Origin of the sequence: Streptomyces sp. NPDC046261 (genome assembly GCF_040646235.1) — a bacterium.
Classification (GTDB): Bacteria; Actinomycetota; Actinomycetes; order Streptomycetales; family Streptomycetaceae; genus Streptomyces.
In genome coordinates this window covers 319,981-335,977 of record NZ_JBEYZU010000001.1, presented here as the reverse complement: position 1 = coordinate 335,977, position 15,997 = coordinate 319,981, and the positions used below count along the sequence as shown (strand labels likewise).

Sequence of the window (15,997 nt, the reverse complement as noted above, 5' to 3'; positions counted from 1 at the left end):
GCGCGTACCGCCCCGGTCAGCGCCCGCTGGGGATGTGCAGCTGCTTGCCGTAGTCCACGGTCTGTTCCTTCGTCGGGACGGCGAGGGCGAAGTCCTTGCCCCAGCTGTCCAGCTCCAGCTGGCCCGCGCCGCCGGCGCGCTGCACGCGCAGGGGGTAGGGCGTGCCGACGAGGGAGACGTCCAGCGTGCCGCCGCCGCCCTTGGCGCCGGTGACGCGGATGGTGCGGACGCCGCCGACCGTGCCGTGCTCGCCGCGGGCGAGCGTGCCGTGCAGGCCGATGAGCCCATCCAGCAGGACGTCCTTGTCCGTGAAGCCCTTGAGCTGCTGGTACGAGGGGTCGTCGGCGGGCACCTTGACGTACTTGTCGTCGAGCTTGCCCGCGGCCGCCGCCGCGTCCGCCGTGGCCGTGGGCGCGGCCTTGGCCGAGGGCGACGGTGCGGCCCCCTTGGCCCAGAAGCCGGCCGGAGCCTTCAGGTACAGGGCGTCGCCCACCCGCAGCAGCTCGAAGGCGGTGTCGCCGGAGGAGGAGACCCGCCCCGTGCCGCCGTTCTTCTTCAGCCGCATGTCGAGGCGGTACGTCCGTCCCTGGCTGACGACGTTTCCGGACAGGTGGACGGTCTCCGCGCCGCGCGCGGCGGCGCGGGCCTTGTCCTGGATGACGGTGGGCTCGAGCTTGCCCACGCCGTTGGTCCCCGCGTCGGGGTCCTCGCCACCGCCGCAGGCCGTGAGCGCCGCGGACAGGCCGACGCACAGCGCCCCCACGAGAGCCGCGTTCCGGGTTCGCACCTCGCTCTTGCCTCCTGTTACCGGTGGGGTACGGCGGCAGCGTACCCGTGCCGCCCGGGAGCGGAAGCCGGGAGTCCGTACAGGTCGTACCAAGAGTCCGTACGGCCGCCTCTCCCGCGCCCGGCGAAGCCGGTCACGTTAGCCTGAATCGGACACCCGGGACGCGAGGAGGTGCGCGGCATGGCAGCAGGCGCCCACCGGGTGTTCGTCTCGCACCTCGCGGGCGTGGCCGTCTTCGACCCCAACGGCGACCAGGTGGGCAGGTTGCGCGACGTCGTGGCGATGCTCCGCGTCGGCGGCCGGCCGCCGCGCGTCCTGGGGCTCGTGGTGGAGGTCGTCAGCCGCCGACGGGTCTTCATCCCCATGACCCGGGTCACCGGCGTGGAGTCGGGCCAGGTCATCACCACCGGCGTGGTCAACATGCGGCGCTTCGAACAGCGGCCGACGGAGACGCTGGTCCTCGGCGAGCTGCTCGACCGCAGGGTCCGGCTCGTCGGCACGGACGAGGACGTCACCGTCCTCGACGTGTCGATCACCCAGCTGCCGGCCCGCCGCGACTGGGAGATCGACAAGGTCTTCGTGCGCCGGGGCAAGGGCGGCGCCCTGCGCCGCAAGGGCGAGACGCTGACGGTCGAGTGGTCGGCGGTCACCGGCTTCTCCCTGGAGGAGCACGGCCAGGGCGCCGAGAACCTCCTGGCGACCTTCGAGCGGCTGCGCCCCGCCGACCTCGCCAACGTCCTGCACCACCTCTCCCCCAAGCGGCGTGCCGAGGTCGCGGCCGCCCTGGACGACGACCGGCTCGCGGACGTCCTGGAGGAGCTGCCGGAGGACGACCAGATCGAGATCCTCGGCAAGCTCAAGGAGGAACGGGCCGCCGACGTGCTGGAGGCCATGGACCCCGACGACGCTGCCGACCTCCTCTCCGAACTGCCCGAGGAGGAGAAGGAGCGGCTGCTGACCCTCATGCAGCCGGACGACGCGGCGGACGTGCGCCGGCTCCTGGCCTACGAGGAGCACACGGCCGGCGGCCTGATGACCACCGAGCCGATCGTGCTGCGCCCGGACGCGACCGTCGCCGACGCCCTCGCCCGGGTCCGCAACCCCGACCTGTCCCCCGCGCTCGCCGCACAGGTCTACGTCTGCCGGCCGCCGGACGAGACCCCCACCGGCAAGTACCTGGGCACCGTCCACTTCCAGCGGCTGCTGCGCGACCCGCCCTTCGCGCTCGTCGGCTCGATCACCGACACCGATCTGCGCCCGCTGCCGCCGGACACCCCGCTGCCGGCCGTGACCAGCTACCTGGCGACGTACAACATGGTCGCCGCGCCCGTCGTGGACGACAGCGGCTCGCTGCTCGGCGCGGTGACCGTCGACGACGTGCTGGACCATCTGCTGCCCGCCGACTGGCGGGAGACCGAGCTCCTGCAGGGCGCCCTCGGCATGAGCGATCTGCCGGAGGTGGCCGATGGGCGGGGCTGAGCGCACCGACCGCGCCGAGCCGCGGGAGCGGGCGCCGGCGCACGAGCGGCCGCACCCGCCCCGGGTCCGGCTGGACCTGCCCCTGGTGCGCCGGCGCGCCTGGCTGCCGGAGTACGACCCGGAGGCGTTCGGGCGGACCTCGGAGCGGATCGCGCGGTTCCTGGGCACCGGGCGGTTCATCGTCTGGATGACGGTCGTCATCATCCTGTGGGTGGTGTGGAACACCTCGGCGCCCGAGCGCCTGCGGTGGGACTCGTACCCGTTCATCTTCCTGACCCTGATGCTGTCGCTGCAGGCCTCCTACGCCGCGCCGCTGATCCTGCTCGCGCAGAACCGGCAGGACGACCGCGACCGGGTCAACCTCGAGCAGGACCGCAAGCAGAACGAGCGGTCCATCGCGGACACGGAGTACCTGACGCGGGAGATCGCGGCACTGCGCATGGGCCTGGGCGAGGTGGCCACCCGCGACTGGATCCGCTCGGAGTTCCAGGACCTGGTCAAGGAGCTGGAACAGCGCCGGGTATTCCCGGAGGAGAGTGAGGAACGCGACCGTTGACCGGCCTTTCCGGAGGCCCCCTCATGCGCCGTACCATCGTCCCTATGGCTACCGATGTGAACGGAACGTCTCCGAGCGAGGACGCGGTCCGCGCCGCGCTCGCGACGGTGAACGACCCCGAGATCCAGCGACCCATCACCGACCTCGGGATGGTCAAATCGGTGGAGATCGCGGCGGACGGTTCGGTCGCGGTAGCGGTCTACCTGACGGTCTCCGGCTGCCCCATGCGGGAGACGATCATCAGCCGGGTGAGCGAGGCGGTCTCCCGCGTCGCGGGCGTCACGGGCGTCAGCGTCGAGCTCGACGTGATGAGCGACGAGCAGCGGCGCGAGCTGGCGGCCTCGCTGCGCGGCGGCCAGGCCGAGCGCGAGGTGCCCTTCGCCAAGCCGGGTTCGCTGACGCGCGTGTACGCCGTCGCCTCCGGCAAGGGCGGCGTCGGCAAGTCCTCGGTGACGGTCAACCTGGCGGCGGCCATGGCGGCCGACGGCCTGAAGGTCGGCGTCGTCGACGCCGACATCTACGGCCACTCGGTGCCCCGCATGCTGGGTGCGGACGGCCGTCCCACCCAGGTCGAGAACATGATCATGCCGCCTTCGGCCAATGGTGTGAAGGTGATCTCCATCGGGATGTTCACCCCGGGCAACGCCCCCGTGGTCTGGCGTGGCCCGATGCTCCACCGCGCGCTGCAGCAGTTCCTCGCGGACGTGTACTGGGGCGACCTGGACGTCCTGCTGCTGGACCTGCCGCCGGGCACCGGTGACATCGCCATCTCCGTGGCCCAGCTGGTGCCCAACGCCGAGATCCTGGTGGTGACGACCCCTCAGCAGGCCGCCGCCGAGGTCGCCGAGCGGGCGGGGTCGATCGCCGTGCAGACCCACCAGAAGATCGTCGGTGTCGTGGAGAACATGTCCGGGCTGCCGTGCCCGCACTGCGACGAGATGGTCGACGTCTTCGGCACGGGCGGCGGCCAGAAGGTCGCCGAGGGCCTGACGCGCACCACGGGCGCGAACGTTCCGGTGCTGGGCTCGATCCCCATCGACGTCCGCCTGCGCGAGGGCGGCGACGAGGGCAAGCCCGTCGTCCTGACCGACCCGGACTCCCCGGCCGGCAGCGCGCTGCGGGCCATCGCCGGCAAGCTCGGCGGCCGCCAGCGCGGCCTGTCCGGCATGTCGCTGGGCATCACCCCGCGCAACAAGTTCTGATCACCCGCGCGAGACCCGCTGGGTAAGGGGCGGCCTCCTTGGAGGCCGCCCCTTACCGCTCAGTGCTCGTACGTCGTGATGTCCTTGATCACGGAGAAGCCCATCCCGTACGCGCTCATGCCCCGGCCGTACGCGCCCACGTGGACGCCGCCCTCGGCCGAGCCGGCCAGGACCCAGCCGTACTCGGACTCGCGGTAGCGGAAGTCGGTCGGCACGCCGTCCACCGGCAGCGACAGCGTCGACCAGGGCGCCTCGTCCAGCCGGTCCGCCAGTTCCCAGGCGAGGGCCGTCTGCTGGTCCAGCCAGTCCTGGCGCAGGGCGCGCTCCATCTGCGCGGGCCAGGTGCAGGCCAGCAGGCCCGAGCCGGCGAGCCAGGCGGCCGAGGAGACCGAGGTGGCCTCCAGCACGCCCGTACCGTCCGCGCTGCGCCGCACCGGGCGGCTGGCCACGGTCACCACGACCGCGAAGCGCTGCGTGCCCGTGTCGTGCTCGACGCGCCCCATCCGCAGCGAGGGCTCCGCGCCGTGGCCCGTGGCCCCGTGCTCCACGGTGCCGTCGGCCGCGGCGCCGACCTGCATCAGCCAGCGCGGCCCGGTGTAGGCCTCGTCCAGGCCGTACCAGGGGAACGACGCCAGAAGGTAGCCGTCGACCGAGCGCCGGGTGCCGGGACCGCCCTGTGGCACTCCCTGCCCGTCCACGGCGGAATCGTCGGACGTACCGACCCCCTGCGCCCCTACCCGACTCGTCGTCTCCATCTGTGCGGCGCCTCCTCGTAGCCCCTTTGTTCTGGGCGCGTCCGCCCCGCGGGCGACACACCCCAAACAAAGGGAGGATAGCCACCCCCGTCAATGGGGCCCCGCATACGCGGGCTCAGGTGGCGTCGGCGTCGAACGGCGGATGGCCGCCGGACTGCGGGTTCTCCCGCTTTTTCAGCAGGTCGGGGGTACCGGAACCGGCGGACGCCGACGGGGCGGGCGCCGCCGGGTCGGCCGGACGGCCGTGCACCGCGTCGGTGACCTCGGCCATCTCGGACGTGAAGTCGAAGCCGTTGCGGATCTCCTTCAGCCCCAGCTCGTCCTTGTCCAGCACGTGCTTGCGGACGAAGGTCTTGGGGTTGAGGTCCTCGAACTCGAAGTCCTTGAACTCGGGTCCGAGCTCGGAGCGGATGTCCTCCTTGGCGCTCTCGGAGAACTGCCGGATCTTGCGCAGCGTGCGCGACACATCCTGGATCACCTTCGGCAGCTTGTCGGGGCCGAAGATGAGCACGGCGAGGACGACGAGCGCGACCAGCTCGAGGGGTCCTATGTCGAGCACGTTGCACAGCTCCTTGGGGCGTCGGTGGCCAGGGTCCGGCCACCTATCACGGTACCTGGCCGGGCGGTCACCGCGGGAGACACCTCGGCCAACGCCCGGCGAAGGCTCAGCGGGTGCTCGCCGACCCCAGGGTCAGCCGTACGGTGCGCTCCTTGCCGTCGCGCTCCACCGTGAGGGTGAGCGTGTCACCGGGACGGTGGCTACGGATCTTGACGATGAGCTCCTGGCCACTGTGGACGGGCACCCCGTCCACCTTCCTGATGACGTCCCTGGGCTGGATGCCCGCCTTGTCGGCGGGCCCGCCGCGGCTCACGGCCGGGGTCCTGGCGGTGTCGGTGTTCACCCGGGCGCCGTCACCCGCGTAGCCCATGTCGAGGGAGACGCCGATGACGGGATGGGTGGCCCGGCCGGTGTTGATCAGTTCCTCGGCGACCCGCTTGGCCTGGTTGACCGGGATGGCGAAGCCCAGGCCGATGCTGCCGCCCTGGCCACCGGCCCCGGAGTCGCCGACGGAGCGGATGGCGCTGTTGATGCCGATGACGCGGGCCGAGGAGTCCATGAGGGGGCCGCCGGAGTTGCCCGGGTTGATCGGGGCGTCGGTCTGCAGGGCGTCGACGTAGCTGATGTCGCTGCCGTCCTGCTTCTTGCCGCCCGCGGTGATCGGCCGCTCCTTGGCGCTGATGATGCCGGTGGTGACCGTGCCCGCCAGGTCGAAGGGTGCGCCGATGGCGACGACGGAGTCGCCGACGCGCACCGAGTCGGAGTTGCCGAGCGGCAAGGGGGTGAGGCCGGAGACCCCGGAGACCTTGATGACGGCCAGGTCGTAGCCGCCGTCCCGGCCCACGAGGGTGGCCCTGGCGGTCTGGCCGCCGTTGAACGTGACGGATATGGAGCCGTCGGAGCCGGCGGGCTGGACGACGTGGTTGTTGGTGAGGATGTGGCCCTTGTCGTCGAGCACGAAGCCGGTGCCCGTGCCGCCCTCGCCGCCGCCGCGCACATGGATCGTCACGACGCCGGGCAGGGCGCGGGCGGCGATGCCCGCGATGCTGCCGGGTGCGCGGTCGCTCTTGCCGGGCGCCGCCTGGGGCAGCGTCACCCGGGACACCCCGCCGTCCCGCTCCAGGTAGACCCCGATCCCGGCGCCGGTGGCGCCGGCGACCAGGGCCACGGCCACGGCGCCCGCCAGGATCCTGCCCCGCGTCAGCGAGGTGGCCGCCTTCTCCCGCGGCCCGCGCGCGGCTGCCGCCGCCCACGGGTCGTACTGCCACGGCCCCTGCGGGACCGGGGCGGGCCCGGCCGGCGGGTACGCCGAGGGCTCGGGCGGCACCTGCGTGCCGTGCGCCGGGGTCACCACGGGCCGCTGCACGGGCGGCGCGGGCGCCCAGGGCCCGGGCCGTCCGTAGGGCGGGGTGCCGTACGGGTCGGGCGCGTGCAGGGGGGCGGGGGCACCGCCGTGCTCAGGGCCGGTGGCGGCATCCGGGTGCGGAACCGGCGGAGCTGCCGGAGCTGCCGGTTCCGGCAGGGGCCAGTCAGCGGGATCGCGGCGCCGACGGCTCCACCACTGCGGCTTGGGCCCGGGCTCCCGCGCCTTCCCCTCGTCCATTGTTCTCCCCGTTCGTCCGAGGGCGCGCATGCCGGTGGCACCCGCGCCCCACAGACGATTACACCAGGTCCTCCCCTGGGTGCGGAGGGGGGAGTAGGCCGCGATCAGGGGGCGGCGGCCGTCCGGCCCGGGGCCGCCTGGGGCTGGGCCACGGACGGTGCGGGATGGGTGTGGGAGGTGAGGACCAGCGGCGGCAGCACCGGTGCGCGCGAGGGGCGCAGCAGCGCGACGCCGGCGGCCACCGGGGCGGCCGTCAGGGGCGCGGGCAGCTCCTTCGCGGCGGGCCGCGTACGGCTGAGGTCGCGCTCCTCGCGGGCCTCGCCCGGCGTCATCGCGAGCGAGGTCGTCGCGGCGCTCGGGCCACCCCCGCGGGCCCGGGGCGCCTCGGCCGTCTCCAGGGGCTGGGCCCCGACCAGCGCGAACGCGGCCAGCGATACGGCTCCGGCGGCCGCGAAGGCGAACCGGCGGCCGCGCGCGGCGCCACGCGGCTCGACCTCATGGATGCGGAAGCCGCGCTCACGGGGCAGGGGACCCACCGGGAGCAGGGCGAACGCCTCCATACGGCCGACGGAGCCGGCTCTGCCGTCGTCCGGGCCATCACCGCCGCCGGCGCGGTCGCCGCCCCCGATCCGGTCGCCCGGCAGGCCCTGCAGGCGGGCGAGCAGGGAATCGGAGAGCGGTGGAGGCTCGGCCTCCGCGAACACGCTCTTGAGCCGGCGCTGCGCGTCGGCCTCGGCTTTGCACTTCCAGCAGGTGGCGAGGTGCGCCAGCACCCGCTCCCGCGAATCGTGTCCCAACTCCCCGTCGACCAGGGCCGCGAGGCGGTCGCCGAGATGGTGCTCGGCGGGGGACAGACCGCCTGAACCGCTCACGCGATCCCTACCTCCCCACCCATCGGAAAGCCGGGGACCACACCCGCTACGGCGCGCTGCTCGGCCCGGGCGGCGGGCGAGCGGTGCTGGAGCGCCTTGCGCAGGTGGGAGCGGCCGCGGTGGATGCGGCTGCGCACGGTGCCGAGCTTGACGCCCAGCGTCGCGGCGATCTCCTCGTAGGAGAGCCCCTCGATGTCGCACAGGACGACCGCGGCGCGGAACTCCGGTGCGAGGGTGTCCAGCGCCTGCTGGACGTCGGCGTCGAAGTGCGTGTCGTTGAAGTGCTGCTGGGGGGAGGGCTCGCGGCTGGGGAGCCGCTCGGCGGCGTCCTCGCCGAGCGCGTCGAAGCGGATGCGCTGGCGGCGCCGGACCATGTCCAGGAAGAGGTTGGTGGTGATGCGGTGCAGCCACCCCTCGAACGTGCCCGGGGTGTACGTGGACAGCGAGCGGAAGACGCGGACGAAGACCTCCTGCGTCAGGTCCTCGGCGTCGTGCTGATTGCCCGTGAGGCGGTAGGCGAGGCGGTAGACCCGTGCGCTGTGCGTGCTGACGATCTCCTCCCAGGTGGGAGGTGTCCACGCCTGCGTGTCCGCATCGGTGGCGAAAGTCGCGGTGGTTGCGGAGTCTGCGGTGTGGGAACGGTCAGCGGTGTCGGTCACGGATTTCGGCTCGGGAGCGGACCTGCGGAAGCGCCTGAGCACGCCCCGGCGGTCGCCACCCGCAGCCGCACCTCCCCTGTCGGCTCTGGTGGTGTCCAGTGGAGCCCCTACCATATCCACCTCGCCCGTTAGCTCCGGATAAGTATTTTTGACCCGCTTTTTGGTCTTGATCTGCTGTGATCCCTGACGCCCGGCCGACGCCCGCGGTTCCCGCCGCGCCGCGGCCCCTCCGCCCTTCCCAACGCCCGGTCCCATCTGCGGGTTCCCGTGGGCAGCGGATACAGTCACGGTTGCGTGGACTACGGGGACAGGAGAGGGCCATTACCGGCAACCAGCAGACGAGCTGGGCGTTCGCCGATGTGTTCGTCGCCGAGGACGAGGCGCTGCGCTGGGCCCGGGACCGGGCCTACGAGGCAGGGCTCCGCTCGGTTTCGAACGGCACCGGCGCGGCGCTGCGCCTGCTCGCCGCCGCTGCGGACGCCAAGGCCGTCGCCGAGATCGGCACCGGCACCGGGGTCTCCGGCATCCACCTCCTGCACGGCATGCGCCCGGACGGCGTGCTCACGACGGTCGACAGCGACCCGGAGTGCCAGCAGCTCGCCCGGCAGGCGTTCCGCGCCGCCGGCTTCGCCGGCAACCGGGCGCGCTTCATCCCCGGCCGGGCGCTGGAGGTGCTGCCGCGCCTCGCCGACGGGGGCTACGACCTGGTCTTCTGCGACGGTGACCGGCTGGAGTGCCTCGACTACCTAGCCGAATCGTTGCGCCTGCTGCGCCCCGGCGGGCTGGTGTGTTTCGAGGGGGTCTTCGCGGACGGCCGCACGGTCGACTCGGCCCTGCCGCCCGCCGAGGTGCAGCGTCTGCGCGAATTGTTGCGGGCCGTGCGGGAGTCCACGGCACTGGTGCCGTCCCTACTGCCGGTCGGCGACGGGCTGCTGTGCGCGGTGCGGCGCGGCGCCTGAGCGGACCACCCCTCGGACCCCGGGGCGGGCGCCGGATACGCCGCCGCCCCGGTGGCCGGTGGAACCGGCTGCCGGGGCGGTGCGGGAATCGTGGGCCTGTGCGTCAGACAGTGACCTTCTCCAGGGCCTCGCCGAGAGCCTTGGCCTCGTCGGGGGTCAGCTCGACGACGAGACGACCGCCGCCCTCGAGCGGAACCCGCATGACGATGCCCCGCCCCTCCTTGGTCACCTCGAGCGGGCCATCGCCCGTCCGCGGCTTCATGGCCGCCATGCTCGTTCCCCTTCCTGAAACCAGCTCATCGTCAGCCGACGGCCCTATGGAAGGGCACGCGTCACCGGCATCGAACACATTGCTTCCAGGTCATTATCCCGCATCGCGCGACCCAATGACCAACATCGGTCCGCATCCCTTCGGCAACGCGCTGCCGCAAAACCACTCAATTCGGGGATCACGCTCCGTTCCTGCGTCGCCCTCAGGGACATAGCGGCACTCGATTGTTTGACGCAGGTCACATATCGGCCCCTGATGATCTCCGGCATGCTGGCGCTGACCACAGCCGAACCAGGGAGGGACCGCACCATGGCCGACACCGTGCTGTACGAGGTGGCAGACGGGCTCGCGACGATCACGCTGAACCGCCCGGACGCCATGAACGCGCTGGACACGGAGACCAAGGTCGCCCTCCGCGACGCCCTGCACCGGGCCGGCGGGGACACGGCCGTACGGGCCGTGCTGCTGACCGCCACCGGGCGTGCCTTCTGCGTCGGGCAGGACCTCAAGGAGCACGTGGCCTCGCTGGCCGCCGACCGTGAGCACGGCACCCGGACGACCATGGACACGGTCAAGGACCACTACAACCCCATCGTCACCGCCATCACCCGGATGCCGAAGCCGGTCGTCGCCGGGGTCAACGGCGTCGCTGCCGGCGCGGGCGCGGGCTTCGCCTTCGCCGCCGACTACCGCGTGGTCGCCGACTCGGCCGCCTTCAACACCTCCTTCGCCGGAGTCGCCCTCACCGCCGACTCGGGCGTCTCCTGGACGCTGCCCCGCCTCATCGGCCACGGCCGGGCGGCGGACCTGCTGCTCTTCCCCCGCAATGTGAGCGCCCAGGAGGCGTACGAGCTGGGCATCGCCCAGCAGGTCGTCCCGGCGGCGGAGCTGGCCGCCACGGCGGAGGGCGTGGCCCGCCGGCTCGCCGCCGGCCCGACCGGGGCCTACGCGGCGATCAAGGAGTCCCTCGCGTACGGCGCGGAGCACGCACTGGCCGACACGCTGGCCAAGGAGGACGAGCTCCAGGGCCGCGCCGGCGCCTCCGAGGACCACGGGATCGCGGTGGCGGCCTTCCTGAACAAGGAGAAGCCGAGGTTCGTGGGCCGCTGAGGGCGGCCCCGGACGACGGGCGGGCCCACACGGCCCGTCCGGCGCCGGAGCCTTCAGGCCGTCGCCCGCGCGTGGCAGCCGGCCAGGTGGTCGTTCACCAGCCCGCACGCCTGCATCAGCGCGTACGCCGTCGTCGGCCCCACGAACCGGAAGCCGCGCTTCTTGAGCTCCTTGGCCAGGGCCGTGGACTCGGGTGTCACCGCCGGCACGTCCGCGAACGTCCCCGGCACCGGCCGCCCCGTCACGTCCGGCGCGTACGACCAGACGAGCTCGTCGAGCTCGCCGGGGGCCAGCCGCGCCGCGGCCTGGGCGTTGGCTATCGCCGCCGCGATCTTCGCGCGGTTGCGGATGATGGCGGGGTCGGCCAGCAGCCGCTCCGCGTCGGCGTCCGTGAACGCCGCCACCTTGGCGATGGAGAAGCCGGCGAAGGCGGCCCGGAAGCCCTCGCGGCGGCGCAGGATCGTCAGCCACGACAGCCCCGACTGGAAGGCTTCCAGGCATATCCGCTCGTACAGGGCGTCGTCGCCGTGCACCGGGCGGCCCCACTCCGTGTCGTGATAGGCGCGGTAGTCCGCCCTGGACTCCGCCTCCAGGCCCCAGGGGCAGCGCGGCAGCCCGTCCGGCCCGACGACCACTCCCCCGTCGGTCATGACGCGTCCCCCTTCTCCCCCTCGCCGGGGCCCGCGGCCCCGCTGCCGGGCCCGCCGGCCTCCTCGGCGCCGTCCGCCGGCCGCCCGGGCTCCGCGTCCCCGCGGCCGGCGTGGCCGTGGCGGCCCCCTATCGCGGCGGCCTGGGCGCCGGCGAGGGCGGTCTCGAGCTCGGCGATCCGGGCGTCCCGCTCGGCCAGCTCGGCGCCGAGCCGGTCCAGGACGTCGTCGGTGTCCGCCATGCGGTAGCCGCGCAGCACCATCGGCAGGCGCAGCGCCTCCACATCGGCGCGGCCCACGGGCCGGCCCAGCGGCAGGGGCCAGGCCATGCGGTCCGGCGCGGGCTCGGGCAGCCCGCCGGTGGCGGTGCCGTCGCCACCTCCGGCGACGGCGAGCGTGACCGCGGCCACCACCACGACCAGCGCGATGAGCAAGAACCAGAACACGGCCGTCTCCCCGTCGTCCTCCGTCAGCCAATCCGTCCACCCTGATCGTGCCATGCCGCACTGACAGTTAAGGTCGCTGGCGGACCACGGAGAGGGAGTACGGAAGATGCTGCGGCTGGGACGACGCGAGTTCGACGCTCACGAGCCGGTGATCATGGCGATCGTGAACCGGACGCCCGACTCCTTCTACGACCAGGGGGCCACGTTCCGCGACGAGCCCGCGCTGGCCCGGGTGGACCAGGCGGTCGCCGAGGGCGCGGCCATCATCGACATCGGCGGGGTCAAGGCGGGCCCCGGCGCGGAGGTCACCGCCGAGGAGGAGGCCCGCCGCACGGTCGGCTTCGTGGCGGAGGTGCGGCGCCGCCACCCCGACGTGGTCATCAGCGTCGACACCTGGCGCCACGACGTGGGCGAGGCCGTCTGCGAGGCGGGTGCCGACGTGCTGAACGACGCGTGGGGCGGCGTGGACCCCAAGCTGGCCGAGGTGGCGGCCCGTTACGGCGCGGGCCTGGTGTGCACGCACGCGGGCGGTGTCGAGCCGCGCACCCGCCCGCACCGGACCGCCTACGACGACGTGATGGCGGACATCCTGCGCGTGACGCTGGGCCTGGCCGAGCGGGCCGTGGAGCTGGGCGTGCGCCGCGACGGCATCATGATCGACCCGGGCCACGACTTCGGGAAGAACACCCGCCACTCGCTCGAGGCCACCCGCCGGCTGGGCGAGATGGCCGCGACGGGCTGGCCCGTGCTCGTCTCGCTGTCGAACAAGGACTTCGTCGGCGAGACGCTCGACAAGCCGGTCAAGGAACGGGTGCTCGGCACGCTGGCGACGACGGCGGTCTCGGCGTGGCTGGGCGCCCAGGTCTACCGCGTCCACGAGGTGGCGGAGACGAAGCAGGTGCTGGACATGGTGGCCTCCATCGCGGGGCACCGCCCCCCGGCGGTCGCCCGGCGCGGCCTGGCCTGACCGCCGGACCCTGGGCCCCATGCGGCCGCCGGCGGGTTCCCGCCGGCCCCCGGCGGCGGGCCGCCGGGGACTCGCCGGGCCCGTGCGGGAGGGGTCAGGTGCCCGCTTCCTTGGTGACGACCCCGATCGCCTCCTCCACGTCGTCCGTGACGTGGAACAGCTGCAGGTCCGCCGGGCCCGCCTTGCCCTCGGCGACGAGGGTGCCCTTGAGCCAGTCGAGCAGGCCCTGCCAGTAGGCGGTGCCGAACAGGACGATCGGGAAGCGGGTGACCTTCTTGGTCTGGACGAGGGTGAGCGCCTCGAACAGCTCGTCCAGCGTGCCCAGGCCGCCGGGCAGCACCACGAACCCGCTCGCGTATTTCACGAACATCGTCTTGCGCACGAAGAAGTAGCGGAAGTCGACGCCGAGGTTCACATACGGGTTGAGCCCCTGCTCGAAGGGCAGCTCGATGCCCAGGCCCACGGACACGCCGCCCGCCTCCATGGCGCCCCTGTTCGCGGCCTCCATCGCGCCGGGACCGCCGCCGGTGATGACCGCGAAGCCCGCCTCGACCAGGCCGCGCCCGATGGCCACCCCCTGCTCGTACTCCGGCGTGCCCGGCCTCGTACGGGCCGATCCGAACACACTGATGGCCGGGGGCAATTCGGCGAGCGCGCCGAAGCCCTCGACGAACTCGGACTGGATGCGCAGGACCCGGAACGGGTCCTCGTGCACCCAGTCGGCCGTTCCCCTGGTGTCGAGCAGGTGCTGGTCGGTGGTGCCCGCCTGCATCTGGCCCAGCCGGCGCACGACCGGCCCCCGCCGCTGCTCCCGCCGCACGCGCGGCGTCTCGGAATTGCCCATACCGTGCTCCCTCCGCTGCGGATCGTCCGACCCGCAGATCGTCGGATTCGTTGCGCCTCAGCGTAGGCCCGGGACCACCGCGGCCACCGGCCGTCAGGCGGTGAGCCAGGCGCGCAGCCGCTCCTCGCAGTGCGTGATCCTCTCGGCGACCACGTGCTCGTCCCGCTTGTGGGCGTACAGGGGGTCGCCCGGACCGTAGTTGACGGCGGGGACGCCCAGCGCGCTGAAGCGCGCGACGTCGGTCCAGCCGAACTTGGGCCGGGCCGTGCCGCCGACGGCCGCCATGAATGCCTCGGCGGCCGGGTGGGTGAGGCCGGGGCGGGCGCCGCCCGCGTGGTCGTCGACCACGAACTCGGCGACGCCGCAGCCGTCGAAGACCTCGCGGACGTGCGCGAGCGCCTCCTCCTCGGTGCGGTCGGGGGCGTAGCGGAAGTTCACCGTCACGGTGCACTCGTCCGGGATGACGTTGGTCGCGACGCCGCCGGTGATGCCCACGGCGTTGAGGCCCTCGTGGTACTCGAGCCCGTCGACGACCGGACGGCGCGGCTCGTACGCGGCGAGGCGGGCGAGGACCGGGGCGGCGGCGTGGACGGCGTTGGACCCCATCCAGCTGCGCGCGGAGTGGGCGCGCTCCCCCCGCAGGCGCAGCAGCACCCGCAGGGTGCCCTGGCAGCCGCCCTCGACCTGGGCGTCGGACGGCTCCAGCAGGACGGCGAAGTCGCCCTCCAGCCAGTCGGGGTGGGCCGCGGCGACGTGCCCGAGGCCGTTGAGGTGGGCGGCGACCTCTTCGTTGTCGTAGAAGACGAACGTCAGGTCGCGGTTGGGCTCGGGGACGGTCGCGGCGATGCGCAGCTGCACGGCGACGCCGGACTTCATGTCGCTGGTGCCGCAGCCCCACAGGACGCCGTTCTCGTCCAGCCGCGAGGGCACGTTGTCCGCTATCGGGACGGTGTCGATGTGGCCGGCCAGGATGACCCGCTCGGCGCGTGCGAGGTTCGTGCGCGCGACGACGTTGTTGCCGTGCCGGTCGACGCTCAGGTGCGGCAGGGCGCGCAGCCGCTGCTCGATGGCGTCGGCGAGGGCCTTCTCGTCACCGCTTTCGGAGCGGAAGTCGACGAGCTGGGCGGTGAGGGCGGCGGCGTCGAGGGACAGGTCCAGTGCGGCGTGATCCATGCCGCGAGCCTAACGCGGGTGCCGTCGAGGTCCAGGGCCGCCGGGGAGCGCTCTCTGAAGTAACGTGGCCCGCATGTCCGGGATCACCGTCACTCGCCGTGGCCGACTGATGCGTACCGTGACCGCCTGCGCCGTGCTGCTGGCGACGGTCGGATACGTGATCGCCCAGTGGGCGACGGGCGGTACGGGGGCGCCGCGCTGCACGGTGCGGGCCGACGGGGAGTCGTACTCCCTCTCCCCCGAGCAGGCCGTGAACGCGGCGACGATCTCGGCGGTGGGGTCCTCGCGCGGGCTGCCGGAGCGGGCGGTGACGATCGCGCTGGCGACGGCGATGCAGGAGTCGGGGCTGCGCAACATCCATCACGGGGACCGCGATTCGCTGGGGCTGTTCCAGCAGCGGCCGACCCAGGGCTGGGGCACGGCCGGGCAGATCACGGACCCGGTGTACGCGGCCGGGAAGTTCTACGACCATCTGGTGCAGGTGCGGGGTTATTCGCGGCTGCCGCTGACGGTGGCGGCGCAGAAGGTGCAGCGCAGCGGTTTCCCGCAGGCGTACGCCAAGCACGAGCCGGACGCCTCGCTGCTGTCCTCGGCGCTCACGGGCCGCGTGCCGGCCGCCTTCAGCTGTACGCGCAGCCCCGGCGACGGCAGGCCCGGTGACGTGTCGGCGCTGCGGGCCAAGCTGACGCGGGAATTCGGGGCGGGAGTGCTGCCGGCGGTGGCGGCCGGCCCCGTGGGCGGGACCGGCGCGGGCGGGGCCGGCGGCCGCACGCTGGTCGTGCCGGTGCAGCCCGTTCCGGCGTCCGCGCAGGAGGACGGGCCGGGGCGGCGCGGCTGGGAGCTGGCGTCCTGGGCGGTGGCGCACGCGGCGGAACTGCGCGTGGAGCGCGTTTCCTTCGGCGACCGGGTGTGGACGGCGAGGAATTCGGCGGCCGGCTGGCGCGAATCGGAGGACGAAGCGGCCGGTAAGGGGCAGGCAGCGGTAAGAATCACGACCGCTCAGTAGTACGAGAAGCCCCTCCCCGGGAGTACGTTCCGCATACGGGAGTTGTCGCCTTCCCGGCCATCCGCACGCGTTCTCGACTCACCCCCGACAGCCTTGTGACTA

18 protein-coding genes are annotated in these 15,997 nt (G+C 73.3%); 7 read left to right on the top strand and 11 right to left on the bottom strand.

The features are described 5' to 3' along the window. Positions 1-16: 16 nt before the first annotated feature. Complete coding sequence (locus ABZ956_RS01580) at positions 17-787, bottom strand: hypothetical protein (protein ID WP_361885267.1); 771 nt, start codon at positions 785-787, stop codon at positions 17-19. 180 nt (positions 788-967) lie between these two features. Here ABZ956_RS01580 and ABZ956_RS01575 point away from each other — a divergent pair, with 180 nt between their 5' ends. From ABZ956_RS01575 to ABZ956_RS01565, 3 genes are read left to right on the top strand one after another with little or no spacing between them, the layout of a single operon-like run. Then, positions 968-2,266 (top strand): CBS domain-containing protein, encoded by a 1,299-nt coding sequence (locus ABZ956_RS01575; RefSeq protein ID WP_361885264.1) that lies wholly within the window; start codon positions 968-970, stop codon positions 2,264-2,266. Then, positions 2,253-2,822: a DUF1003 domain-containing protein gene (locus ABZ956_RS01570; protein WP_361885262.1), complete on the top strand. Its 570-nt coding sequence runs from the start codon at positions 2,253-2,255 to the stop codon at positions 2,820-2,822. Before ABZ956_RS01575 ends, ABZ956_RS01570 begins: the two co-directional genes overlap by 14 nt. 44 nt (positions 2,823-2,866) lie before the next feature. Beyond that, complete coding sequence (locus tag ABZ956_RS01565) at positions 2,867-4,024, top strand: Mrp/NBP35 family ATP-binding protein (RefSeq protein WP_361885259.1); 1,158 nt, start codon at positions 2,867-2,869, stop codon at positions 4,022-4,024. Positions 4,025-4,083: 59 nt separating this feature from the next. On the opposite strand, the gene ABZ956_RS01560 is transcribed toward ABZ956_RS01565, so the two are convergent. From ABZ956_RS01560 to sigE, 5 genes are all read right to left on the bottom strand, one after another. Then, positions 4,084-4,779 carry a hypothetical protein gene (locus ABZ956_RS01560; protein ID WP_361885256.1) on the bottom strand — a complete coding sequence of 232 codons (696 nt, stop codon included), beginning with the start codon at positions 4,777-4,779 and terminating at the stop codon, positions 4,084-4,086. A gap of 115 nt (positions 4,780-4,894) precedes the next feature. After that, positions 4,895-5,338 (bottom strand): sec-independent translocase, encoded by a 444-nt coding sequence (locus ABZ956_RS01555; protein ID WP_361885253.1) that lies wholly within the window; start codon positions 5,336-5,338, stop codon positions 4,895-4,897. A gap of 106 nt (positions 5,339-5,444) precedes the next feature. Continuing rightward, positions 5,445-6,941, bottom strand: coding sequence for a trypsin-like peptidase domain-containing protein (locus tag ABZ956_RS01550; RefSeq protein WP_361885250.1), 1,497 nt, complete (start codon positions 6,939-6,941; stop codon positions 5,445-5,447). Positions 6,942-7,045: 104 nt separating this feature from the next. Further along, entirely contained in the window at positions 7,046-7,813 is a 768-nt protein-coding gene (locus ABZ956_RS01545) for a zf-HC2 domain-containing protein (protein WP_361885248.1), read from the bottom strand. Further along, positions 7,810-8,586, bottom strand: coding sequence for an RNA polymerase sigma factor SigE (gene sigE, locus ABZ956_RS01540; RefSeq protein WP_361885245.1), 777 nt, complete (start codon positions 8,584-8,586; stop codon positions 7,810-7,812). Before sigE ends, ABZ956_RS01545 begins: the two co-directional genes overlap by 4 nt. A 176-nt stretch (positions 8,587-8,762) precedes the next feature. Between sigE and ABZ956_RS01535 the strand changes: the two genes are divergently transcribed. Further along, positions 8,763-9,431, top strand: a complete 669-nt coding sequence (locus ABZ956_RS01535) for a class I SAM-dependent methyltransferase (protein ID WP_361885242.1) — start codon at positions 8,763-8,765, stop codon at positions 9,429-9,431. 103 nt (positions 9,432-9,534) lie between these two features. Here the strand turns inward: ABZ956_RS01535 and ABZ956_RS01530 are convergent, their stop codons facing one another. After that, positions 9,535-9,702, bottom strand: a complete 168-nt coding sequence (locus ABZ956_RS01530; protein WP_003985072.1) for a DUF3117 domain-containing protein — start codon at positions 9,700-9,702, stop codon at positions 9,535-9,537. Between the two features lie 309 nt (positions 9,703-10,011). Here ABZ956_RS01530 and ABZ956_RS01525 point away from each other — a divergent pair, with 309 nt between their 5' ends. Continuing rightward, a complete protein-coding gene (locus tag ABZ956_RS01525) occupies positions 10,012-10,812 on the top strand; it encodes an enoyl-CoA hydratase-related protein (protein ID WP_361885240.1) in 801 nt (266 codons plus the stop codon). A gap of 53 nt (positions 10,813-10,865) precedes the next feature. Here ABZ956_RS01525 and ABZ956_RS01520 read toward each other — a convergent pair whose 3' ends face one another. Together ABZ956_RS01520 and ABZ956_RS01515 are read right to left on the bottom strand one after the other, a co-directional pair. Then, entirely contained in the window at positions 10,866-11,462 is a 597-nt protein-coding gene (locus ABZ956_RS01520; RefSeq protein WP_361885238.1) for a DNA-3-methyladenine glycosylase I, read from the bottom strand. Next, positions 11,459-11,905, bottom strand: a complete 447-nt coding sequence (locus ABZ956_RS01515) for a cell division protein DivIVA (RefSeq protein ID WP_361885236.1) — start codon at positions 11,903-11,905, stop codon at positions 11,459-11,461. The genes ABZ956_RS01520 and ABZ956_RS01515 overlap by 4 nt, the downstream gene beginning before the upstream one ends. A 106-nt stretch (positions 11,906-12,011) precedes the next feature. Between ABZ956_RS01515 and folP the strand changes: the two genes are divergently transcribed. Continuing rightward, entirely contained in the window at positions 12,012-12,872 is an 861-nt protein-coding gene (gene folP, locus ABZ956_RS01510; RefSeq protein WP_361885234.1) for a dihydropteroate synthase, read from the top strand. A 94-nt stretch (positions 12,873-12,966) separates the two neighbouring features. Here folP and ABZ956_RS01505 read toward each other — a convergent pair whose 3' ends face one another. Both ABZ956_RS01505 and dapE read right to left on the bottom strand, forming a co-directional pair. After that, positions 12,967-13,716, bottom strand: coding sequence for a TIGR00730 family Rossman fold protein (locus ABZ956_RS01505; protein WP_361885233.1), 750 nt, complete (start codon positions 13,714-13,716; stop codon positions 12,967-12,969). Between the two features lie 93 nt (positions 13,717-13,809). Beyond that, the gene (dapE, locus tag ABZ956_RS01500) at positions 13,810-14,889 is read right to left on the bottom strand and encodes a succinyl-diaminopimelate desuccinylase (RefSeq protein WP_361885231.1); all 1,080 of its coding nucleotides are present in this window, start codon (positions 14,887-14,889) and stop codon (positions 13,810-13,812) included. A gap of 73 nt (positions 14,890-14,962) precedes the next feature. Here dapE and ABZ956_RS01495 point away from each other — a divergent pair, with 73 nt between their 5' ends. Further along, positions 14,963-15,895 (top strand): hypothetical protein, encoded by a 933-nt coding sequence (locus ABZ956_RS01495; protein WP_361885229.1) that lies wholly within the window; start codon positions 14,963-14,965, stop codon positions 15,893-15,895. Positions 15,896-15,997 lie beyond the last annotated feature (102 nt).